16 protein-coding genes and 4 pseudogenes are annotated in these 21,296 nt (G+C 68.5%); 8 read left to right on the top strand and 12 right to left on the bottom strand.

Going from position 1 to position 21,296, the window contains the following annotated elements:
* Positions 1–47: 47 nt before the first annotated feature.
* The 3 genes from DI526_RS07790 to DI526_RS07780 are packed head-to-tail and all read left to right on the top strand — an operon-like array spanning position 48 to position 4,239.
* Positions 48–1,733, top strand: a complete 1,686-nt coding sequence (locus DI526_RS07790) for an MFS transporter (protein ID WP_304276254.1) — start codon at positions 48–50, stop codon at positions 1,731–1,733.
* Complete coding sequence (locus DI526_RS07785; RefSeq protein ID WP_304276252.1) at positions 1,730–2,860, top strand: HlyD family secretion protein; 1,131 nt, start codon at positions 1,730–1,732, stop codon at positions 2,858–2,860. Before DI526_RS07790 ends, DI526_RS07785 begins: the two co-directional genes overlap by 4 nt.
* Entirely contained in the window at positions 2,860–4,239 is a 1,380-nt protein-coding gene (locus DI526_RS07780; protein WP_304276250.1) for an efflux transporter outer membrane subunit, read from the top strand. Before DI526_RS07785 ends, DI526_RS07780 begins: the two co-directional genes overlap by 1 nt.
* A gap of 3 nt (positions 4,240–4,242) precedes the next feature.
* Here DI526_RS07780 and DI526_RS07775 read toward each other — a convergent pair whose 3' ends face one another.
* On the bottom strand, positions 4,243–4,398 hold the full coding sequence (locus tag DI526_RS07775; RefSeq protein WP_304276249.1) for a hypothetical protein: 156 nt from the start codon (positions 4,396–4,398) through the stop codon (positions 4,243–4,245).
* Between the two features lie 298 nt (positions 4,399–4,696).
* Here DI526_RS07775 and DI526_RS07770 point away from each other — a divergent pair, with 298 nt between their 5' ends.
* Both DI526_RS07770 and DI526_RS07765 read left to right on the top strand, forming a co-directional pair.
* Positions 4,697–7,654: a TonB-dependent siderophore receptor gene (locus DI526_RS07770; RefSeq protein ID WP_304276248.1), complete on the top strand. Its 2,958-nt coding sequence runs from the start codon at positions 4,697–4,699 to the stop codon at positions 7,652–7,654.
* Positions 7,655–7,742: 88 nt separating this feature from the next.
* Positions 7,743–8,528 (top strand): hypothetical protein, encoded by a 786-nt coding sequence (locus DI526_RS07765; RefSeq protein ID WP_304276246.1) that lies wholly within the window; start codon positions 7,743–7,745, stop codon positions 8,526–8,528.
* A gap of 349 nt (positions 8,529–8,877) precedes the next feature.
* Here the strand turns inward: DI526_RS07765 and hisG are convergent, their stop codons facing one another.
* The 5 genes from hisG to DI526_RS07745 all read right to left on the bottom strand — a co-directional run bounded on the left by hisG (position 8,878) and on the right by DI526_RS07745 (position 14,163).
* On the bottom strand, positions 8,878–9,837 hold the full coding sequence (gene hisG, locus DI526_RS07760; protein ID WP_304276244.1) for an ATP phosphoribosyltransferase: 960 nt from the start codon (positions 9,835–9,837) through the stop codon (positions 8,878–8,880).
* Entirely contained in the window at positions 9,834–10,976 is a 1,143-nt protein-coding gene (locus DI526_RS07755; protein ID WP_304276243.1) for an ATP phosphoribosyltransferase regulatory subunit, read from the bottom strand. The genes hisG and DI526_RS07755 overlap by 4 nt, the downstream gene beginning before the upstream one ends.
* A gap of 2 nt (positions 10,977–10,978) precedes the next feature.
* Complete coding sequence (gene hisS / locus DI526_RS07750) at positions 10,979–12,469, bottom strand: histidine--tRNA ligase (RefSeq protein ID WP_304276242.1); 1,491 nt, start codon at positions 12,467–12,469, stop codon at positions 10,979–10,981.
* A 219-nt stretch (positions 12,470–12,688) separates the two neighbouring features.
* Complete coding sequence (locus tag DI526_RS23390) at positions 12,689–13,252, bottom strand: alpha-ketoglutarate-dependent dioxygenase AlkB (RefSeq protein ID WP_369691927.1); 564 nt, start codon at positions 13,250–13,252, stop codon at positions 12,689–12,691.
* Positions 13,253–13,290: 38 nt separating this feature from the next.
* Positions 13,291–14,163 carry a hypothetical protein gene (locus tag DI526_RS07745; RefSeq protein ID WP_304276240.1) on the bottom strand — a complete coding sequence of 291 codons (873 nt, stop codon included), beginning with the start codon at positions 14,161–14,163 and terminating at the stop codon, positions 13,291–13,293.
* Positions 14,164–14,249: 86 nt separating this feature from the next.
* Between DI526_RS07745 and DI526_RS07740 the strand changes: the two genes are divergently transcribed.
* Entirely contained in the window at positions 14,250–14,342 is a 93-nt protein-coding gene (locus DI526_RS07740; protein WP_304276280.1) for a hypothetical protein, read from the top strand.
* Between the two features lie 115 nt (positions 14,343–14,457).
* Here the strand turns inward: DI526_RS07740 and DI526_RS07735 are convergent.
* The 4 pseudogenes from DI526_RS07735 to DI526_RS07720 form a co-directional block, all read right to left on the bottom strand.
* Positions 14,458–14,624: pseudogene (locus DI526_RS07735) on the bottom strand (hypothetical protein).
* A pseudogene (locus tag DI526_RS07730) lies at positions 14,608–14,985 on the bottom strand (DUF559 domain-containing protein); the annotation flags it as partial. The pseudogenes DI526_RS07735 and DI526_RS07730, both read right to left, overlap by 17 nt.
* Positions 14,978–15,135, bottom strand: a pseudogene (locus DI526_RS07725) (hypothetical protein). The pseudogenes DI526_RS07730 and DI526_RS07725, both read right to left, overlap by 8 nt.
* Positions 15,101–15,622 (bottom strand): annotated as a pseudogene (locus DI526_RS07720) (DoxX family protein); the annotation flags it as partial. The pseudogenes DI526_RS07725 and DI526_RS07720, both read right to left, overlap by 35 nt.
* 728 nt (positions 15,623–16,350) lie before the next feature.
* On the opposite strand from DI526_RS07720, the gene DI526_RS07715 reads away from it, so the two are divergent.
* Together DI526_RS07715 and DI526_RS07710 are read left to right on the top strand one after the other, a co-directional pair.
* Positions 16,351–16,566 (top strand): hypothetical protein, encoded by a 216-nt coding sequence (locus tag DI526_RS07715; RefSeq protein ID WP_304276238.1) that lies wholly within the window; start codon positions 16,351–16,353, stop codon positions 16,564–16,566.
* A 182-nt stretch (positions 16,567–16,748) separates the two neighbouring features.
* Entirely contained in the window at positions 16,749–18,866 is a 2,118-nt protein-coding gene (locus tag DI526_RS07710; RefSeq protein ID WP_304276236.1) for a TonB-dependent siderophore receptor, read from the top strand.
* On the opposite strand, the gene DI526_RS07705 is transcribed toward DI526_RS07710, so the two are convergent.
* Positions 18,863–19,642 (bottom strand): alpha/beta fold hydrolase, encoded by a 780-nt coding sequence (locus DI526_RS07705; protein WP_304276234.1) that lies wholly within the window; start codon positions 19,640–19,642, stop codon positions 18,863–18,865. The genes DI526_RS07710 and DI526_RS07705 overlap by 4 nt on opposite strands.
* Positions 19,643–21,262: a glucose-6-phosphate isomerase gene (pgi, locus tag DI526_RS07700; protein ID WP_304276232.1), complete on the bottom strand. Its 1,620-nt coding sequence runs from the start codon at positions 21,260–21,262 to the stop codon at positions 19,643–19,645.
* Between the last annotated feature and the right edge of the window lie 34 nt (positions 21,263–21,296).

The raw sequence follows: 21,296 nt of genomic DNA, 5'->3' as shown, positions 1-21,296 counted from the left end.
GCCGTGCAGGCCTCGCGCGGTAAAAGACGCGCTCACAGCGAGGCTCCATGCCGCAACACGGCCAACAGATCGGACCGACGCCGGACTGGCTTCCGCACGAACGGCCGTTCCTGCCCGGCTCGCCGTCGACGCCTTACTTTCCGATCCAGTTCCGGATCATCCACGGCCTGATCAGCCTGCTGATCGGGATCACCGGCTCGCTGGGCCAGGCCCTGATCCAGGTCAACCTGCCGGCCATCCAGGGGTCGCTGGGCCTGACGCCGACGGAAGGCGCCTGGCTGACCACCATCTACGTGATGACCAACATCTCGATGAACCTGCTGCTGGTGAAGTACCGCCAGCAGTTCGGCATCCGCCGGTTCGCCCTGGTGTTCCTGGTGCTCTACACGGTGGCGGCCTTCGCCCACCTCGTACTGGACAACTTCGCCATGGCCCTGGTCCTGCGAGCGATCAGCGGCGTCGGCGCGGCGGCCCTGACCGCGCTGGCCATGTTCTACATGCTGCAGGCCTTCCCCGCCTCGTTCCGGATCGGGGCGCTGGTGCTGGGGGTCGGGGTCTCGCAGCTGGGCTCGCCCCTGGCGCGGGTGATCTCGACCAGCCTGCTGGACGCCGCCTACTGGCACGGCCTCTACGCGCTGGAGGCCAGCCTCGCGGCCCTGTGCCTGGCGATGGTCTGGCTGTTCCGCCTGCCGCAGGGCATGCGCATCCACGTGTTCGAGGGCGTCGACGCCCTGACCTTCGCCCTGCTGGGCGGGGGTCTTGGTCTGATCGTCGCCGTGCTGGGTCTGGGGCGCATCGTCTGGTGGTTCGAGGCGCCGTGGATCGGCTGGTGCCTGATCGCCGCGGTCATCCTGCTGGCGGCGGGCGGCGTGGTCGAGCATCGCCGGACCCACCCGCTGATCGACACCCGCTGGGTGGCCACCGGGACCTTCCTGCGCTTCTGCCTGAACGTGGCCCTGGTGCGGGTCATCCTGTCGGAGCAGACGGTCGGCGCGGCGGGCCTGATGCAGGCCCTGGGCTTCGCCCAGGAGCAGCAGCGCCTGCTATACGCCATCGTCCTGGCCGCGACGGCCGCCGGCCTGGTGGTCAGCGCCGTGACCCTGACCCAGAAGACGATTCCCGCCCAGTTCCTCGGCTCGGTCCTGCTGATCGCCGTCGCCGCCTTCCTCGACGCCCGCTCCACGCCGCAGACCGGCCCGGCCGAGCTCTATTTCAGCCAGGCCCTGCTGGCCTTCGCCGCCACCATGTTCCTGGGGCCGTCGTTCATGTTCGGCATCGGCCAGTTGCTGACCCGGGGCCTGGGCTCGATCATCACCTTCTCGGTGATGTTCGGCGTCGCCCAGAACCTGGGCGGCCTGTTCGGCGCGGCCATGCTGGGGACCTTGCAGACCGTGCGGACCCAGCAGCACGCCGTGGGCCTGGCCGAGCGCCTGACCGGCGCCGATCCGACCGTCGCGGCGACGCTGCAGACCTATGGCGGCGTCTACGCCTCGACCCAGGCCGATCCCGCCCTGCGCGCCGCCGACGCCAGCGTGCTGCTGACCCAGCAGGTGACGCAGCAGGCCACCGTCCTGGCCTTCAACGACGTCTTCCTGGTGGTCGGCGTCGTCGCCCTCGTCCAGTTCTTCTACGCCGGCTTCCTGTTCGTCCGCCTGGCCCTGCGCATGAAGGCCCAGGGCGGGACGACGCCCGCGACGCCGCCCTCCACCATTCCAGCCCGAGAGACCGCATGACCGACGCGACCCCGTCCGCGCCCCAATCGGCGCCGCAGCCGGAAGACCGCGCCGCCTCCGCCGCCCCGCCGCCGGCCCGGCCCAAGCCGCCCAGCGGCTACGCGATCTTCCTCACCGCCATGATCACCCTGGGCGTGATCGTGCTGATCCTGTTCCTGTGGAAGCTGCCCCCGTTCGGTGGCTCCGTGCAGCGCACCGACAACGCCTATGTCCGCGGCCAGGTCACCGTCGTGGCGCCCCAGCTCAGCGGCTATGTCGTCAAGGTCATGGCCCAGGACTTCCAGACCGTCCGCAAGGGCCAGCCGCTGTTCGAGATCGACCAGCGCATCTACGCCCAGCGCGTGGACCAGGCCCGCGCCACCCTGGCGGCGCGCGAGGCCGACCTCGCCAACTCGGCCCAGGCCCAGGCCGCGCGCGAGGCCGCCCTGAAGAGCCGCGAGGCCGACATCGGCTCGGCCCAGGCCCAGGTCGAGCGGGCCCGCGCCGACATGGCCCGGGTCGCCGAGCTGGCCACCGACGGCTCGGTGTCCCTGCGCGAACGCGACCAGGCCCGCGCCTCACTCCGCGCCGCCGAGGCGGCGCTCGCCTCGGCCAGGGCCGGCGGCGAGATCGCCCGCCAGGACATCCGCTCGGTCGGCGTGTCGCGCGAGGGATTGAAAGCGGCCGTCGCGGCCGCCAAGGCCGCCCTTCGCCTGGCCGAGATCGACCTGGCCAACACCATCGTCGCCGCCCCGGCCGACGGCCAGCTGGGCCAGCTCGGGGTGCGTCAGGGGCAATGGGCCACCGCCGGCACGCAGCTGGTCTCGCTGGTGCCGCCGCAGCGCTGGGTGATCGCCAACTTCAAGGAGCGCCAGGCGGGTCGGATGAGCCCGGGCCAGAGCGCCAGCGTCACGGTCGACGCCCTGGGCGACCAGCGCTTCACGGGCCGCGTCGAGCAGGTCTCGCCCGCCACCGGCTCGGAGTTCAGCATCCTGCCGCCGCAGAACGCCACGGGCAACTTCACCAAGATCGCCCAGCGCCTGCCGGTGCGGATCGTGCTCGACGCCGGCCAGCCGGATCTGGCCCGCCTACGTCCGGGCATGTCGGTGGAGGCGCAGGTCGACACCGCCGGCAAGGGCCGCCGCTGATGCGCCGCGCCCTTATCGGCCTGACGGCCTTGAGCGCCCTGACCGCCTGCACCACGCCGGGCCCCAGGACCGCGCCGCCGGCGACCGCCTCCGTGACGCCGCCGGCCGGCTGGCGCGCCGCGGCCACCCCGTCGGAAGACGCCGCCGCCGCCGAGTGGTGGAAGGCGTTCGGCGATCCGCATCTGTCGGATCTGGTCGCCGCCGCCCTGGCCTACAACGCCGACCTCGGCGCGGCCGAGGCGCGGGTGCGCGAGGCCGAGGCCCAGGCCCGCCAGGCCAGCGCCGCCCTGCTGCCGTCGCTGACGGCCTCGGCCGGCATCCAGAAGCAGCGCGAGCTCAGCGCCTTCGGCAAGCCGGAAACCCTGCAGGCCTTCCAGCCCCAGCTGCAAGTCGCCTACGAGGTCGATCTGTGGGGCCGCGTGCGCGCCGCCGACACCGCCGCCCGCGCCAGCCTGCAGGCCAGCCGCGACGCCCGCGACGCCGCCCGCCTGTCGGTCTCGGCAGCCGTGGCGCGGTCGTATGTGGCGCTGCTGTCGCTGGACGCCCAGCTGACCACCGCCCGCGCCACCCTCGCCTCGCGCCAGGAATCGGCCGCCCGCGCCCGTCGCCGGGCCAGGGAGGGCGTGACCTCCGACCTGGAATTGCGCCAGGCCGAGGCCGAGCTTGAAGCCGCCGCCCAGCGCGTCCCGGCCTTGGAGCTGGCGATCCGCCGCCAGGAAGGCGCCCTGGCCCTGCTGGTCGGCCAGACCGCCCAGGCCATTCCGCGCGGGAGCCTGGCTGGACTGGTCATCCCGCAGCCCGGCGCACCCCTGCCCTCTTCGCTGCTGAACCGCCGCCCCGACATCGCCCAGGCCGAGGCCAGCCTGGTCGCCGCCGACGCCAGCCTGACCTCGGCGCGCGCGGCCTTCTTGCCGCAGGTGCGCCTGTCGGCCGCCGGCGGCGAGCTGTCGGTGCTGCACGTCGACACCCTGACCGTCTGGAGCGTCGGCGCCAGCGTCCTCGCGCCGCTGTTCGACGGCGGTCGCCTGCGCGCCCAGTCCGACGCCGCCGCCGCCCGCCGCGACCAGGCCGCCTTCGCCTATCGCAAGGCCGTGCTGACCGCCTTCAGCGAGGTCGAGAGCGCGCTCGAGGGGACCGGCCGCCTCGCCGAGCAGGAGGCCGCCGCCGTCCGCCAGCGCGCCGCCGCCGCCTCGGCCCTGGACCACGCCCGCAAGCGCTATCAGGCCGGCTATGTCGCCTATCTGGAGGAGCTGGACGCCCAGCGCGGCCTGCTGGCCACGGACCTGGCGCTGACCCAGGTGCGCGAGGCTCGGCTGCAGAACGCCGTGGCGCTGTACCAGGCGCTGGGCGGCGGGTGGACGGAGACCGGGCGTCCGTGAGGGCTAAGCGGCGATCGGCGGCTTGTCGCCGCCGCCCAGCGGCAGGGCTTCGTATTCTTTGAGCAGCTGCTCGAGCGTCTCGCGCATCTCGGGGTCGGGCTCGCGCCGCAGCTTGGCGCGGAACAGCTCGATATTCTTGCGGCGAATGAACTCGTCCATGGCCATCTCCCGGAGCCTTCCCAAGCACGAGGGCAGGATGGCCCGAGATTCCCGACCGCGCGCTGCGTCCGGAAGACGCAGGGCCACAGCGAAAAAGCCCACTCAGCAGGCGCCTCCGCCCCCCGGGGACAAGACTGCGCGCAAGATGTCACAGCCTCAGTAAATGTGACGGTTCGGCGGCGGAAACATTGCGGTCGCCGCTGGAAAGCGCTTCCGTACGGAGGCATGGACTTCGCGCGAGAGCTGAATTGCCCGCGCGCTCCATCGCGAGCTTTACCATTGAGGGGCCATTTTTTTCATGCTGCACCAACGAGGACGACTTCTAGCCTCCACGATCATCGCCGGCCTGGCGACGAGCGCCGCCCTGCCCGCCCTGGCCCAGACGGCGCCGGCGGCGGGCGCTTCGGCGCCGGATAACGCCGAGGTCGAAGCGGTCGTGGTCACTGGCTCGCGCATCAAGCGCTCGGCCTTCAACAGCCCCGATCCCATCCAGGTCATTTCGGCCGAACAGGGCCAGCTGCGCGGCATCGCCTCGGCGACGGGCCTGCTGCAGTCCTCGACGATCGCGTCGGGCTCGCCGCAGGTGACCGCCGACATCTCGAGCGCCTTCGTCACCGACGGCGGCCCCGGCTCCGAGACCGTTTCGCTGCGCGGCCTGGGTCCCAACCGCACCCTGGTCCTGCTGAACGGCCGCCGGGCCGGACCCGCGGGGACCCGCGGCGGCGTGTCCGCCTTCGACCTCAACGTGCTGCCGCTGTCGGTGATCGACCACGTCGACATCCTGAAGGACGGCGCCTCGTCGATCTACGGCTCGGACGCCGTGGCGGGCGTGGTGAACATCATCACCAAGCGCAACACCGACGGCATCGACGCCGAAATGTTCTACAGCCAGCCGCAAAAGCACGGCGGCGAGCAGTATTCGGCCAGCGCCAGCTTCGCCAAGACCTTCGATCGCGGCTTCTTCAGCCTGTCCTACGAGTACTACAAGAAGGCCGAGCAGACGCGCGGGCAGCGCAGCTACACCAACTGCGGCCGTCAGTACATCACCGACGCCTCCGGCAAGCGCAAGGACACGATCGATCCGCGCACCGGCAAGATCCAGTGCCAGGATCTGCTGTACGATCAGATTTGGCTCTATGACGCCAACTTCTCGGGCCTCGATGGCAAGCTTCAGTATGACTACACCGGCAAGATCGCCGGCCTGATCCCGCGGGCTCCCGCCGGCGGCGGCTATCCGGGCGCGCCCGCGGGCTTCTACGTGGTCGGCTATAGCGACGATCCGTCCGCGCCCGACCGCGGCGTTCTCGACTACAACAGCCCGTTCAACCTGGCGACGTCGCTGAGCCCGCGCACCGAGCGCAACACGGTGTTCGCCCAGGGGGCCTTCAAGATCAACGACAGCGTCGAGGCCTATGGCGAAGCGCTGCTGAACCGCCGCGCCACCAAGACCAACGGCTATCGCCAGTTCTGGAGCTACTTCTACACCGAGACCGGCGGCCCCAACACCGGCGCCGACCCGTTCAGCGTGGGCTTCAGCGGCGACTACATCCTGTCGCCGACGCCGGTCACCAACCACGCCCGCGACGGCCAGCGCGTCGATTACCAACGCTATGTCGGCGGCCTGCGCGGCGACTTCGGCGGCATCGACTTCCTGAAGGGCTGGGACTGGGACGTCTTCGCCCAGTACAGCCACAGCAAGGGCCTGTACTCGCAGGACGTCATCCTGAAAGACGCCGTCGACAGCAACGCCTTCCGCACCGGTTCGTGCGCCGGCCAAGTGACGCCGGTCAGCAAGAAGCAGTGCGTCGACGTCGCCTGGGTCTCGCCCGACTTCCTGGCCGGCAAGTATACGCCCGAGGAAGAAGCGTTCCTGTTCGACACCGAGACCGGCAAGACGATCTACAAGCAGCTGGTCTTCGAAGGCTCGGTTTCGGGCAATCTGTTCAAGCTGCCCGCCGGTGACGTGGGCGTCGCCCTGGGCTTCCACTACCGCAAGGACTCGATCAACGACACGCCCGGTCCGATCACCCTGGCCGGCAACATCTGGAACTCGTCGGCCGCGGGGATCACCAAGGGCGACGACCTGGCGCGGGAAGTCTACGGCGAACTCAGCATCCCGATCTTCCGGGACATGTTCCTGGCCAAGAACGTCGAGCTGTCGCTGTCGGGCCGCCACACCAAGGTCAATTCCTACGGCGAGGACGACACCTATAAGATCGGCCTGAACTGGCAGATCGTCCCGTCGCTGCGCCTGCGCGCCACGCGCGGCACCTCGTTCCGCGCCCCGGCGCTGTTCGAGCTGTACAAGAACGCCCAGACGGCTTTCGCGAGCCAGCGCTCGGTCGATCCCTGCATCCGCTGGGGCCAGAACCTCGCCCAGGGCAACATCACCCAGCGGGTCGCCGACAACTGCCGCGCGTCGGGCGTGCCGGAGACCTATTCGGGCGCCGGCGCCAGCGTCACGATCGTGTCGTCGGGCGGCAAGGGCAACCTGGTCGCCGAGACCTCGCTGGCCAAGACCTACGGCGTGATCTGGACGCCGAAGTTCGCCGACCTGCAGATGGCGGTCGACTACTTCGACATCAACGTGAAGAACGAAGTGAGCCAGCTGGGCGCGGCGACCATCGTCAGCCAGTGCCTGAAGTCCCTGAACTTCCCGAACGACAAGCTGTGCAGCCTGTTCACGCGGAATCCGGGTTCGCACCTGATCACCAACATCACCAACAACTACATCAACATCGCCCAGCAGATTAACCGCGGCATCGACCTGACCGTTCGCTACGGCCAGCAACTGCCCTGGGACATCCGCATGACGACCGAGCTGCAATCGACCTGGCAGCTGAAGGACACCGAGGCCAAGTTCGCTGACACCGTCATCGATCAGAACGGCTTCGTCGGCGATCCGGACTGGACCGGCCAGCTGAACATCAGCTTCCAGAAGGGTCCTTGGACCGGCTTCTGGGGCGTCGACATGATCGGCAAGGCCTCCGACGCCGAGACCGAGCTCGACCGCAACACCGCGGGCACCACGTTCTACAAGATCCACACCGAGTTCACGGCCTATCACAACGTGTCGCTGCGGCGTGAGTTCGACGACTGGTCCATCACGGGCGGCGTCTCGAACCTGTTCGACGAGCACCCACCGGCGCTGACCATCGGCCAGGGCAAGTACGACATGGTCGGGACCTCGGTTCAGTCCTCCCAGTACGACTATCTGGGCCGTCGCCTGTTCGTGAACATCAAGGCGCACTTCTAAGCGCGACCCAATCCACTAAGATCACGGCGGCGGAGCAATCCGCCGCCGTTTTTCTGTCCGGTTCCTTCAGTCCCGAGGCCCTCCCAGCGTGAACGCCATCATTCGCGGCAAGCCCGACAACCTGGATGCGATCGGCGAGCGGTTCGAGCGCGCGCGGCTGGGCCAGCCGGTCTTCCTGAACAGCGTGCCGAAGGCCGGCACCCACCTGATCCGCAACATCATGCGGATGTTCGTCGCACCCGAGCAGCACTGGCGGCGCGAGTACATCCAGCACGCCCTGCTGGCGCGCAGCCGCGACGCCTTCCTGCCCGACCAGCCGATGATCAGCTGGGGTCACATGCTGTTCTCCGACGAGGCGGCCGTGGCCCTGCGCGACGTGCGCCATATCGTGCTCGTCCGCGACCCCTACGACTGGGTGCTGGCCCGGGCGCGCTTCTACATGTCCGACGAGTTCCAGGGCAGCCTGAACCACATCAAGGAGGGCGGCGCGGCGATCGACGACGTGATCATGATGATGATCCTGGGCGCCCACGGCCGCATCCCCGACCTTCGGGACATCTTCACGATGAACGCCGTGGCCTGGATGGGCTCCAAGGCCGTCATCGTCCGCTACGAGGACATCGTCGAGAACCTCAAGGACCTGGGCTCCAGGCGGGCCGAGGCCTTCTTCGGCCAGCTGCTCGCCGACTGCGGCTTGGCGCTGCCGCAGGACTGGCGGGCGCGCGTCGAGGCCGGGGCCGATCCGCGCGAGAGCCGCACCGCGCGCGAGAACCTCAGTGTGACGGCCGAGGTGCCCAAGGTGCTGTCGGAGACCCACCGGCGGGTGGTCGACTTCCACGCGCCGGGCCTGAGGGACTTGCTAGGCTATCGCTGAGCGATGCGAATGGCCGGCAAGGACTTTTGACATTTTCGTCAAAGATTAGAGCCGGGGCCCAGAAACACCAAACCCGTCGCGGGGGATAATCGCGACGGGCTGGCTATTTTCTCGATCATTCGATCTAGGCGGGCGTTTCCTCCCCGAAACGCCGAAGAACGGGAGCTCTCTGGTGGGCTCGTTTCGTCCTTGCAGTGTGTAGAAACGTCAAATCCGTGACGCTGTCAACGCGTCAAAGCCGTTTTCTGCAAAGGATTCGACGAATTTTTGACGCCATTGGCGTAGTTTGGACTGAAAAGTCGGTTTTACCCTCGGATTCCAGCGATATTTTTGACATTTTAGTCAAAACTTACCGTCCGAGGGCCTCGACGAAACGGTCCAGAACCGCCGACCGCGACTCGAAGACATAGTCCGGACGCGACACAGTCACCGGCTCGACCCCCGCCTCGGCCAGGGCGGCGGCGGCGTCGAACAGGTCGGCGGTCGCCAGCAAGGCGCCGTTGGCGCGGCGCGACCCGCCCTTGGCGACGAAGCCGGCGACGGCGTCCTGGGCGGCGCGGTCCTGCTCGGCCGGCCAGACCAGGGTCGCGAGCTTGCCCGCCCGGCCCTTGGCCTCGACCACTGACAGCAGGCGGCGCAGGGCGTCCAGCTGCTCGCCGTTCCAGCCGGCCAACAGCGAGGCTGTCAGCTGGGCCTGGCTCTTCAGGATCACGCCGTCGGACAGGATCTTCAGGCCATTGGCGGCCAGGGTCGCGCCGGTGGTGGTGATGTCGACGACCAGCTCGGCCGCGCCGGCGGCGGGGGCCCCCTCGGTCGCGCCGCTGCTCTCGACGATGCGGTAGTCGGCGACGCCGTGGCGGGCGAAGAAGGCGCGGGTCTGGGTCACATACTTGGTCGCCACCCGCAGGCGGCGGCCGGTCTTGGCCAGATGCGCGTGCCCGACCTCGTCGACGTCGGCCATGGTGTCAACGTCGAGCCAGCTCTTGGGCGCGGTCACGACCAGGTCGGCGCGGCCAAAGCCCAGGGCCCGCAGCAGCATGACCCGGCTGTCCATGTCGTCGCCGCGCTCGCGCAGCAGGTCCTCGCCGGTGACGCCCAGGTGCAGGTCGCCGCTGTCGAGGCCCGCGGCGATGTCGCCGGCCGAGAGCAGGCGCACCGAGACGCCGGGCAGACCCGACAGCTCGGCCGAATAGCCGCGCGCCCCGCCGGTCATCTCCAGCTTGAAGCCGCATTCGGCGAGCCAAGCCTCGACCTGGTCCTTCAGGCGGCCCTTGGAGGGGATGGCGAAGATCATCGGTGCAGGCGTCATTCGCCGCCTCCCGCATAGGCGCGCGCGGGACGGACCATGAAGCCGACCGCGCCGGTGTTGGTGGTGGAGACGCCGAGCTTGCCCGGCAGGCCGTCGTAGCGGCCACCGGCGGCGATGGGCCGCTCATCGCCCAGGCCCGCCGAGCGGACCTCGAACAGATAGCCGTCGTAATAGCCGAACGCCCGGCCGAAGGCGGCGGCCAGGGTCGCGCGCTCCAGCGGGACACCCCGGGCGGCCATGCCGGAAAGGCGCGCGCGCCAGCCGGCGACGGCGGCTTTCAGCGCGGCGTCGTTCGGGCCCGCGAGGGCGGTGATGGCGGCGAGGGCGGCCTCCGGACGATCCGACACCGCCAGGAAGGCGCGGACCTTGGCGGCTTGATCGGCGTCGAGACGGCCGGCCCTGGCGGCCTCGGCCTTTTCCACGAGGCGGCGGGCGATCTCGGCCGGGCGGCGGCCGCCGACGGGCTCGATGCCAGCCAAGGACCACAGCTCCTGCAGCACGGCGGAGGCCTCGGCCTCGGGCAGGCCGGCCAACAGGGCGGCGATGCGGCTTTTCTCCTCGTCCTCAGCCAGTCCGCGCTCAGACGAACCGTCCAGCTCCGCCTTCAGCTGGCGGGGCTTGGCGAAGGCGCGCTTCAGGCGGGCGGCCAGGGGCGCGGCGAGGTCCAGGCTGTCGACGAAGGCCGCGAACAGCGACACGTCGCCGAGCACCAGCGAGAGGTCCAGGCGCCCGCCGGCCGCCGAGGCCGCCCAAGCCAGAGCCGCCATCTCGGCGTCGGCGGCGACCGGATCGCCGGCCTCGAAGGCCTCGATCCCGATCTGCAGGAACTCTTCGGCGCGGTCGCTGCCGCGCGGGGCCACGCGGAAGGCCTTCCCCTCGTAGCGGTAGCGGCCGCTCGCCGCCTCCCCAGAGAAGTGCTGCCGCGCCACCGCGACGGTGAAGTCGGGACGCAGGGCCGCCTCCTCGCCGCCGTCGCCGGAAACGACGAACAGCCGCGAGCGCATGGCCTCGCCGGCGAGATCCAGCAGCAGGCCCAGCGGCTGCAGCACCGGCGCGTCGGTCGGCGCGGCGCCGGCGGCCAGAAGCGGAGCGCGGATGGCGTCGAGCGCCTCCGCCGGAATGGAACGCTCGAGCCTCACCCTTAGCCCCCGATGATCTTGCGGACGGCGGAGACGAGCTCGCCGCGCGGAATGGTCTGCTGGCCGGGACGCTCGGCCTTCCAGGCGGCGTTGTCGGCGACGCCCGAGGCCAGCTCGCGGCCGAGATCCAGGTCCTTGATCGTCACCGTGCCGGCCGCGATCTCGTCGCCGCCCAGCATGATGGCCGCGGGCGACAGGCGCCGGTCGGCGTACTTCATCTGCGGCCGCATGCCGGACGTGCCGAGATAGACCTCGGCCGGAATGCCCGCCGCGCGCAGCTCGCCCACCACCTTGAAGTATTCCGGCATGTGGGCGTCGTCGAAGGCGATGACCACCACCGGCCCCCGCGCCTGTCCGCCCGGCTCACGCCCGGCCGCCCGCAGCGCCGCCGCCAGGCGCGACACCCCGAACGAGAAGCCCGTCGCCGGCGTCACATTGCCGGTGAACCGCGCCACCAGGTCGTCATAGCGCCCGCCGCCGCCGATCGAGCCGAAGGTGACCTTGGCGCCCTTCTCGTCGGTGGTGCTGAGCAGCAGCTCGGCCTCGAACACCGCGCCGGTGTAGTATTCCAGTCCCCGGACGATCGACGGGTCGATGAAGGCCTGGTCGTCGGCGATGCCGAGGCTGGTCAGGGCCGCGTCGATCCGCGACAGCTCCAGCAGGCCCTCGTCGCCCTCGGCCGAGCCGGCCACCACGCGGGCGATGTTGTCCAGCGTCGCCGAACGGCCACCGGTCGAGCCGGCCTGGACGAAGTCCAGCACCTGGTCGACGGCCTTGCCCTTCAGCCCCGCGCCCTTGGTGAAGTCGCCGCTCTCGTCCAGCCGCCCCTCGCCCAGCAAGAGCCGCACGCCGTCGACGCCCAGGCGGTCCAGCTTGTCGACCGCGCGCAGCACGGCCAGCTTCTGGCCGGCGCTGTCGGCCCCGGCGGCGGTCAAGAGGCCGTTCAGGAGCTTGCGATTGTTGATCTTCAGCACCGCCGCCCCGCGCGGCAGGCCCGCCGCCTCCAGCCCCTCGACGGCCATGGCGATGATCTCGGCGTCGGCCTCCGGACGGGCCGAGCCCACCGTGTCGGCGTCGCACTGGATGAACTGGCGGAAGCGCCCCGGCCCCGGCTTCTCGTTGCGCCACACCGGCCCGAAGGCGTAGCGGCGGAACGGCTTGGGCAGGGTCTCCCAGTTCTGGGCGGCGAAGCGGGCCAGCGGCGCGGTCAGGTCATAGCGCAGCGCCATCCACTGGTCGTCGTCGTCCTGCAGGGCGAAGACGCCCTCGTTGGGCCGGTCGCTGTCGGGCAGGAACTTGCCCAGGGCGTCGGCGTATTCGAACGCCCCGGTGTCCAGCGCCTCGAAGCCGTAGCGCTCATAGACCGCCGACACCGCCTCCAGGATCGCCCGCTCGGCCCGCAGGTCGCGCGCGCGCTTGTCGGCGAAGCCGCGCGGGCTGCGCGCCTCGGGGCGGAAGTCGGTGGCGGTCGTGTCGTCGGAGGCGATGGTCATCGTCGGTCCTTAAACTTCAAGGCTTCGACGGATGGCGCTTGAGCCAAGCCCCATCCGCTAGGCGGGGCTCAGGCTGGGGGCTTGCTTTTAGAGCGAGCGGACCCGGCCGATCCCGCGAGGCGAGGTCGGATGGTGGTGGTGGCCGTGATGGTGCGGCGTGCGGGTCATTGCGGGGGCGGTGTAGCGGATGTGGGGCGGCGGGGGAAGGGGGATGCCCGCCTAACTATAGATAGTTCGGAACGTCAAATTGATCCGGCCACCGCACGGTGCCGTCTCCTTTCCGATTCCGTGCTTCCAGTTCTTTTGGGTCTGCCCCGCCATAACCAGAAGACTCCCAGATTCGAGGCGAAGTTTTCTCGAGTCAGAATTCAATTTAGATTTGAAAGTGAGCGTCCTCACCGCACCAATGCTTAGAGAGGCGATGACCGGCTCTGGCCCTAGCTCCGGCTCATCGTCACTGTGCATGCCCATACTATCTCTATTATCTCTGTAATAATTCAAAAGCACTGAGTTGAAGCTTCGGCCCAGAAGGCGTTCTATTGTTTTCTTGATGGCCGCAATCCTCGGACTCCAGGGTTCGGGACGGAGGGCAATACCGGAATATGCGTAGCCCTTCCCAGAATCTCCCATCCAAAAGATCAACCGAGGCTGTAAATGGCGCTTCCCCCAGACAGAAACCTCCTCCTGCCTCCAGGGAATTTCGTCCCTCAACTCTAAGAATAACCTTTGTGGATCCAATCCCAAATCAACGTGAGCCGCATATTTTACGTCAGCGCCATCCATAGCGACCGAGTTAAAAACATTCGATCCAAAAAGGTCGCTCATGACGGCTTCCGGAAAACCCTACAACTTAGATAAGCTTGTATTTTCGGATTCAACCCGTCGAATTTCTTCCGGTACTCTGCCAATTCCGAAGCCTGCTCAGAATAACTTGGCGTAAAGCGCTTATTATCTATCGAGAACACAGTTTCCAGCCCCGCCGCGCCCGCAAGCCCATCAATATATTCATTGAATGGCTTGGCACCATTGTCGATATAGAAGAATAGCGCGCCAGGCTTGGCACCTTCGAATAGCTTCATCCAAAAATCACTTACATCACCTTCAGCGTCCTGCGACATCACCTCGGAGACAAAATAACTCATTGTGAAAATATCAGATTGCAGAAATTTCTTCTGTGACTTCCAAGATCCAGAATCCGAGACGTCTAACTTCTGGAAAACGGGACTTACCTTCACATCAGTTTGAATTTTTTCATCAAACTCAGTCCAAGCGTCAGCCCACCCCTGCTCGCCATCCAAGAGATAGCAAATCAACTTCTGGGCTTTCTCATGCTTTCCCATATCACTGAGATATTTCAGAACAGCAATTACATCACTTCCTGGACCACCACCTATGCACGTCACACGAACAGTGGGCTCCGAGAATATAGCGCCTCCCATTTCAGCTCTGAAAGCCTTCAGAAGCTGAACGATATAGTCGCCATGCGCCGCAACGTACCTAAAAACATATGCAAATCGGACAGCAGGATCGCCGTAGTTGACCGGCTCGCGCTCGTCACTCGTCAAGTCCTTATAAGAGTCACTTAAATAGCCAAGACACTCAGTGATTACCTGATCGACCTCAGTCCCGTGCTCCGTGACAGCATCTTGGTAGAGTTCATCAAGAGTCAACTTCACGAGCTCAAAGATAGTCATAACCCCTCCGAAAACCACCTTCCCGAGCATTTCAACTCGAACTCTATCGCGTTTTCGGCCTCACGAAAGCTCCCCCCCCCCTTTACATCTCACGGCGAGACGATCGCTGGGCGGGCCGGGTTGCTCAAGGACGGCGCAGAGCGCCGCCGCTGCGCGGCCGGCCGGAGGCCGGTCCTTGACCAACCCGGCCCGCCCAGCACGCTGCAGCCTCCAAGAGATGTAAGGCTTGGCCCGACCTGGGGCGGTCGGGGGTGGCAGGGGCGGTTGCGGATGGGGCTATCGACCCCTCATCCGTCAGTTCCCCTCTCCCCTTGCGGGAGAGGGTGGCCCACGCAGTGGGTCGGGCGAGGGGTCGCACGGGCGGCGCCGCGATGGCGGACAGGTCGGGCGGCGGCGGATGGGTTTATCGACCCCTCATCCGTCGCCCCGGATCAGGTCCGGGGCGACACCTTCTCCCGCAAGGGGAGAAGGAGGCGTCAGCGGCGCGGCGACAGCCTCCAGGATCAGGCCCAACACGCGGTCCGGATAGCCCTGGATCTGGCCGTTGGCGAACCTCAGCACACGAAAGCCCTGCCCGCTCAGCCAGGCGTCGCGGATCGGGTCGGTCGGCGAGTCCTGGTGGTGGGGGCCGTCCGCCTCGATGACCAGGCGATGACGCAGGCAGACGAAGTCCACGACATAGCGGCCGATCGGGACCTGCCGTCGAAACTTCAGACCCTCGAGCCGGCGGTCACGCAGCAGCCGCCAAAGCAGACGCTCGGTCGCCGGCGGCTCGCGGCGCAGCCGACGAGCGAAGGCGAGTTGGCGCGGGCGATCAACCATGAATAGAACATAACGGGAACATGTAGAACAAAGCAACCCCCTCTCCCCTTGCGGGAGAGGGTGGCCCGTCAGGGCCGGGTGAGGGGTTGCGCGGGCGGCGCCGTTTATCGACCCCTCATCCGTCCGCTTCGCGGACACCTTCTCCCGCAAGGGGAGAAGGGGGGCTAAACGGAAATACCGCCCGCAGCGTCGGGTCGCGCAGCCAGAGGCCGCCCCACAGGAAGAGGCCCAGATAGAGGCTGAACAGTACGTGGCTGAACAGCGGGCTCCCGGCGCGGATCTGGGTGGCCATGGCCCCGCCCAGGAGGCCCGTGAACAGCACCGCGCCCAGGAGGCGGGTGCGCGGGATCAGGTAGAGCACCAGGCACGTGGCCTCGATGATCCCGATCATCAGGGTGTGGCGCGGGTTCCAGCCCAGCTTTTCCAGGGTCTGGGTGGCCGCCGGCAGATGCAGCAGCTTCGGCGCGACCGAGGCGCCGGCGATGAACAGGGAAAACGCCCCCGACAGCATCCACCCGGCCCAGGTCGTGATCTTCTCGCGCATGTGCGTGGTCCCCTCTGTTGGAGCGAGGACGGATGAGGCGGGCGCGGGCCGACAGGGGGGCGGGAGAAAATCCCTCTCCCCTTGCGGGAGAGGGTGGCCGCGCAGCGGGTCGGGTGAGGGGTTTCGCGAGCGGCGCCGTTTATCGACCCCTCATCCGTCGGCTTCGCCGACACCTTCTCCCGCAAGGGGAGAAGGCGCTCAAAACACCCTCTACGCAGCCGCGTATCCGGAATCGAATCCAACCCAATCAATGACTTCTCATTTTTACAGCTCAATCTTTCCTCCCCCTCCAGACCCATGCCCATACTGGTCCTCGCCCCGTCGCGGGGGAGGCCGTCCAGCTGGCGACCGAACGGGCGGCGGGGGTGGTCGAGCGGGATGCGGTCCGGCTCGGCGTCGCGGGGCCCGGCGGGCCGGCGGAAGGGCGACAGCTCCAGACGGGGCGGCGCCGTCCGGCGGTCGGGCCGGGGGCCATGCTCGCGACGCGGAGTCTTTTGGGCAGAGCCCTTTTATCCGATCTGATTACTCAGATCGGAAGGGCCCTGGGGACCGCGCCAGGCGCGGGCTGAAATCGCCCGCGCGGTCCGGGAGGGTCGCTTTCCCTCCCGCCCGCCGGAGGCCTCTTTCGGTAGCGGGTTAAAACCCCGCGCGCCGAGGGCTTTCGTCCAAACGATCGCGCGGAGCATCCGGGTCTCGTCGAAACGGTAACTCCAACATCCATCCGGGCGCGCCCCGGAGCTCCGCCGCCTCCCCAGCCCGCCGGCCTTTCCGGCGGAAGACCGTCGCCGCATGTCCAAAACCGATGGAGACAGGAACCTTCGATGTCCAAGCACAGACCCCCGGCCTCGCCGACCTCGCCCCAGATCGGCGTTGTCAACGCCGACAGCTCGGTCGACGCCATCCGCGCCGAGCGGATGCGGGTCGCCCAGGAGCTGCAGCGCCGAAAGGAGTACGAGTATCTGCGGATGCTGAGGGCGCGGCTGGACGAGACACCGCCGATCCCCGAGCCTCACGCCCCGCCCGCCAACGAGGGCTGACCCCGGCGGCGCCTATACACGAAGTCTTAAGAGTTTCGGCCGGCGCGACGAGACTTATCCACAGAGCCGCCGTGTATAAACATGACGATCCTGTAATCTTTCAGAGAAGTAATCCACCTTTCCGGCTTGTAACTTGAGATGAACGGACCCGGCGGTCACAGATCTCCTCGCTGAGGGGAAAGTTGATGACGAAGACCGCGCTTCTGGCGACCGCCGCCACCGTATTGCTCGCCATCGGCGGTTCGGTCCAGGCGGCCGAAACGCCCCTGACAAGCGAAACGGGCAAGCCGGGCGACCAGGCCGCCGCCGTGGCGCCGGTCCCGACGGGCCCCACCTCCCAGGCGCCGATGGACGACGCGACCCAGAAGGGCGTCCTGGTCTTCACCCCGGACTTCTTCGCCGCCAATCGTCCGAACACGGCGCAGGACATGGTCAACCGCGTGCCGGGCTTCACGATCCAGGACGGGTCGGGTACGCGCGGCTTCGAGGGCGCGGTCGGCAACGTGCTGATCAACGGCAATCGGCCGGCCTCGAAGAACGACACCGGCTCGAACGTGCTGAACCGCACGCCGGCCAACCGGGTCGAGCGGATCGAGCTGATCCGCGGCGGGGCGCCCGGCGTCGACATGCAGGGCTATTCGGTGGTCGTCAACGTGGTGCTGAAGAAGGGCGTCAGCCACCAGCAGATCGCCACCTGGAACGCCGCGCTGTTCGACCACGGCGGCCACGACGTCTATGGCGGCAGCTACCAGTTCACGGCCACCAACGGCGATCGCAGCTGGGGCGTGACGCTCAGCGACGGCATCGGCACCAGCGACTCCAACGGGCCTGGCCGCAACGTGCGCCACGACGGGACCGGCAAGCTGATCCGCGACGAGGCGTTCAGCAATGACGGCTGGGGCGGCGGGCGCTCGATCCGGGGCAACTGGTCCGGGCCGCTGGCGGGCGGCAAGCTGGAGGCCACGGGGCGCTTCGGCCGCAACGACTGGCACGAATGGAGCGAGCTGACCTCGCCGACCAGCTTGCGCCGCAGCGCCTACGCCGAGGAGAGCCACTCTGGGGAGCTGGGCCTGACCTACACCCGCCCGCTGGCGCCGAAATGGGCGCTGGAGACGCGGCTGATCCACTCGTTCGAGAACTTCGACAACGCCGAGACCAGCGACCAGACGCTGAACGGGACGACCTCGGACCAGCAGCGGTTCGTGGCCGACGGCGACAGCTCCGAGTCGATCTTCCGCGCCCTGCTGCGCCACGACGTCTCGTCGGCCCTGACCCTGGAAGCCGGCGGCGAGGGCGCCTACAACATGCTGGACGTGACCCAGGCCTACAGCGTGGGCGGGGTCGGCGTGCCCCTGCCCAGCGCCTCGGTCAAGGTCGAGGAACTGCGCGGCGAGGCCTTCTCCAAAGCGACCTGGCGGGTCAATCCGAAGCTGACGCTCGAGGGCGGCCTGCGGCTGGAGACCTCGACGATCAAGCAGAGCGGCGACGCCGACAACAAGAAGAGCTTCTTCTACGCCAAGCCCCGCTTCCTGGCGACCTGGACGCCGATGGCCGACAATCAGGTGCGCGTTCGCTTCGAGCGCGAGCTGGGTCAGCTGAACTTCAACGACTTCGCCGCCTCGTCCGACCTGGACGACGAGACCGTCTATGGCGGCAATGTCGAGCTGAAGCCCGAGCAGCGCTGGATCTCGGAAGTGACCTACGAGCGGCGCTTCTGGGGCCAGGGCGTGGTGTCGATCGGCTATCGCCACGACGAGATCATCGGGGTGATCGACCGCCTGCCGCTGCCGGACGGCCTGTCGGCGGTGGGCAATATCGGCGACGGCACGCTGGATCGCCTCAGCCTGAACATCGTGGTCCCGACCGACAAGCTGGGCGTCAAGGGCGGCCGCTTCACCTTCAAGAACGACTGGAACAAGACCCACGTCACCGACCCGACGACGGGCCTTGGCCGGCGGATCAGCAAGGTCCGGCCGACCCAGGCCAATATCGGCTTCCAGCAGGACATCGTCTCGTGGAAGACCCAGTGGGGGATCACCTGGCTGCCGCTGCTGGGCCAGGGCGTCTATGACGTCGACCAGACCAATGTCTGGCGCGGCTCGCGCTACTACGAGGCCTTCGCCGAGTACAAGCCGACGCCGACCCTGGCGATCCGGGCCCAGGTGACGATCTGGGACGACTTCACGATCCGCCGCACGGTCTTCGCCAATCGCGGCCGCGACCGCGCGATCGCCTTCGTCGAGGACCGCACGATCGACCCGCGCACCATGGTCAATCTGCGGGTGCGCAAGACGTTCTAGCGCGGCGGCGGCGCGGCCAGGAAACCCGCCACCTGGCCGACGAACCAGTCCTGGGCGTCCTTGTGGACGTAGTGGCCGCCCCGCGGCGCGGCCTCCAGCCGGGCGTTCGGCCAGCGCTGGACGAGCTTGGCCTGCTGGGCCAGCCAGAGCCCGTCGAAGCCGCCCTGGCCGGTGTTGCGGCGGGTCAGGATCAGGGTCGGGACCGGGCCACCGCCGGCCGCCTCTTCCTGCTGCTCGGTCAGGGCGATGACCTCGACCTCCTGGCGGCCGGCGGCGGGCAGGGCGTATTTGAGCAGCGGCGGGATCTCGCAGCCCAGCTTAAGCTTGACCTTGCAGGCGGCGGTGAAGCCGGTGGGCCGGGTCTCCTCCAGCACCAGGCCGGCGACCTCGCCCGGATGACGGGCCGCGAAGTACGAGGCATAGACCCCGCCCAGCGAGTGGCCCAGCAGGACGACGGGCTGGCGGATGTCCAAGGCCGCGAGCAGGCCCCGCAGCTCGGCCTCGGCCCGCACGGCGTCATGGCGGCCCGCGACGTCGGCGCTCCCGCCATAGCCGGCCCGGTCATAGGCGATCACCCGCCAGCCCGGGGCGGCCAGCTTGGGCCCGACCTTGGCGAAGGTCTCGCCGCCGTCGCCCAGGCCGCTGAGCAGAACGAGCACGCGCTCGCCCTGCCCCCACTGGCGATAGGCGACCTTGCGGCCGTCGACCGTGACCGACTCCGCGTGCGCCGCCCCCGCCGTCACCAGCAGGCATGCGGCGATGGCGGCGACGCGCATCTAGCGCTTCAGGCGCTGGATCAGGGCCGTGGTCGACGGATCGTGCTGGCCCGCCGCGCCGCTCTCCAGCTCGGGCAGGATGCGGCCCGCCATCACCTTGCCCAGCTCGACGCCCCACTGGTCGAAGGAATTGATCCCCCAGATCACGCCCTCGACGAAGGTCTTGTGCTCGTAGAGCGCGATCAGGGCGCCGAAGGTCTCCGGCGTCAGGCGATCCAGGACCACCAGGGTCGAGGGCCGGTTGCCGGCAAAGGTGCGCTGCGGGGCCAGGGTGGCGATCTCGGCGTCCGAGACGCCCTTGGCCTTCAGCTCGGCGACGACGTCCTCGGTGGTCCGGCCGACCATGAAGGCCTCGGCCTGGGCCAGCAGGTTCGACAGCAGCTTCTCGTGCATGCCGGCCGGGCCCTCGTCCGACTTGGCGATGCCGATCAGCTCCATCGGGGTGATGTCGGTCCCCTGGTGCATGCACTGGAAGTAGGCGTGCTGGACATTGGTGCCCTCGTCGCCGAACACCACGGTGGCCGTGCCGCGCTGGGCGGGCTTGCCGTCGGGACCGACCGACTTGCCGTTGCTCTCCATCTCCAGCTGCTGCAGGAACGCGGCGAGGCGGCGCAGGCGGTGCGAGTACGGCACGACCGAGCGGGCCCGGCGGTCCAGGCCGTTGCGGTTGAAGATCTGGGCCAGGGCCACCAGGACCGGCGCGTTTTTCTCGAGCGGCGCCGTGCGGAAGTGCTGGTCCATCGCCGCCCCGCCGCGCAGGAAGCCCTCGAAGGCGTCCCCGCCGGCGGCGACGGCGACCGACAGGCTGACCGACGACCACAGCGAATAGCGGCCGCCGACCCAGTCCCAGAAGCCGAACACCCGCTCGTCCGGCACGCCGAAGGCCGCGGTCTTGTCCAGCGCGGTCGAGATGGCGGCCAGATGCTGGTTCGCCCCCTGCTCGCCGAGCGCCGCCACCAGCCAGGCCCGCGCCGCCCCAGCGTTGGCCATGGTCTCCTGGGTCGTGAAGGTCTTGGAGACCACCATGACCAGGGTCTCTTCCGGATCCATGTCGGCCGTGGTCAGGGCGAACTCGGCGCCGTCGACATTCGCCACGAAGCGCAGGTCGATCTCGGGGCGCACGGGGCGCAGGGCGTCCCACAGGAGACGCGGACCCAGGTCGCTGCCGCCGATGCCGATGTGCAGGATGGCCTTGAACGGCTTGCCGGTCGCGCCCTTGAACGCGCCCGAACGGACGGCCTCGGCGAAGGCCTTCATCCGCTGGCGGACGGCCTCGACCTCGGCCATGACCGGCTGGCCCAGCGCCTTGACGTCGGCGTCGGCCGGCGCGCGCAGAGCGGTGTGCAGCACCGCGCGGCCTTCGGACGAATTGATCGCCTCGCCGCCGAACATCCGGGCGCGGGCGCCCTCGATGTCGGCCGCGTGGGCAAGGTCCAGGGCGGCCTCGAGACCCGCCTCGTCCCAGGCCTGCTTGGAGAGGTCCAGGTGAAGGCCGGCGACGTCCAGGGTCAGCGTCTCCAGGCGCCCCGGCTCGCTGTCGAAGAAGTCGACGATGCGCTTCTCCCCGGCGGCCTTGGCGGCGGTTTCGAGACGGGTCCAGGCGGCGTCGAGATCGGCCATGCGGCGGCGTCCTTGCGTAAGAGGTCGGAGCTTT

The sequence above is a fragment of the Caulobacter segnis genome (assembly GCF_003243465.1).
In the GTDB taxonomy this organism is placed as follows: domain Bacteria; phylum Pseudomonadota; class Alphaproteobacteria; order Caulobacterales; family Caulobacteraceae; genus Caulobacter; species Caulobacter segnis_A.
Note: the sequence above shows the minus strand (reverse complement) of the source record. Positions and strands in the feature narration are given on the sequence as shown.

Coding starts and splice junctions, on each gene's coding strand:
- pgi (WP_304276232.1), bottom strand. CDS start 21,262: ATGGCCGATCTCGACGCCGCCTGGACCCGTCTCGAAACCGCCGCCAAG.
- DI526_RS07715 (WP_304276238.1), top strand. CDS start 16,351: ATGTCCAAGCACAGACCCCCGGCCTCGCCGACCTCGCCCCAGATCGGC.
- DI526_RS23390 (WP_369691927.1), bottom strand. CDS start 13,252: ATGGATGGCGCTGACGTAAAATATGCGGCTCACGTTGATTTGGGATTG.
- DI526_RS07780 (WP_304276250.1), top strand. CDS start 2,860: ATGCGCCGCGCCCTTATCGGCCTGACGGCCTTGAGCGCCCTGACCGCC.
- hisG (WP_304276244.1), bottom strand. CDS start 9,837: ATGACGCCTGCACCGATGATCTTCGCCATCCCCTCCAAGGGCCGCCTG.
- DI526_RS07705 (WP_304276234.1), bottom strand. CDS start 19,642: ATGCGCGTCGCCGCCATCGCCGCATGCCTGCTGGTGACGGCGGGGGCG.
- DI526_RS07785 (WP_304276252.1), top strand. CDS start 1,730: ATGACCGACGCGACCCCGTCCGCGCCCCAATCGGCGCCGCAGCCGGAA.
- hisS (WP_304276242.1), bottom strand. CDS start 12,469: ATGACCATCGCCTCCGACGACACGACCGCCACCGACTTCCGCCCCGAG.
- DI526_RS07745 (WP_304276240.1), bottom strand. CDS start 14,163: ATGACTATCTTTGAGCTCGTGAAGTTGACTCTTGATGAACTCTACCAA.
- DI526_RS07770 (WP_304276248.1), top strand. CDS start 4,697: ATGCTGCACCAACGAGGACGACTTCTAGCCTCCACGATCATCGCCGGC.
- DI526_RS07790 (WP_304276254.1), top strand. CDS start 48: ATGCCGCAACACGGCCAACAGATCGGACCGACGCCGGACTGGCTTCCG.
- DI526_RS07775 (WP_304276249.1), bottom strand. CDS start 4,398: ATGGACGAGTTCATTCGCCGCAAGAATATCGAGCTGTTCCGCGCCAAG.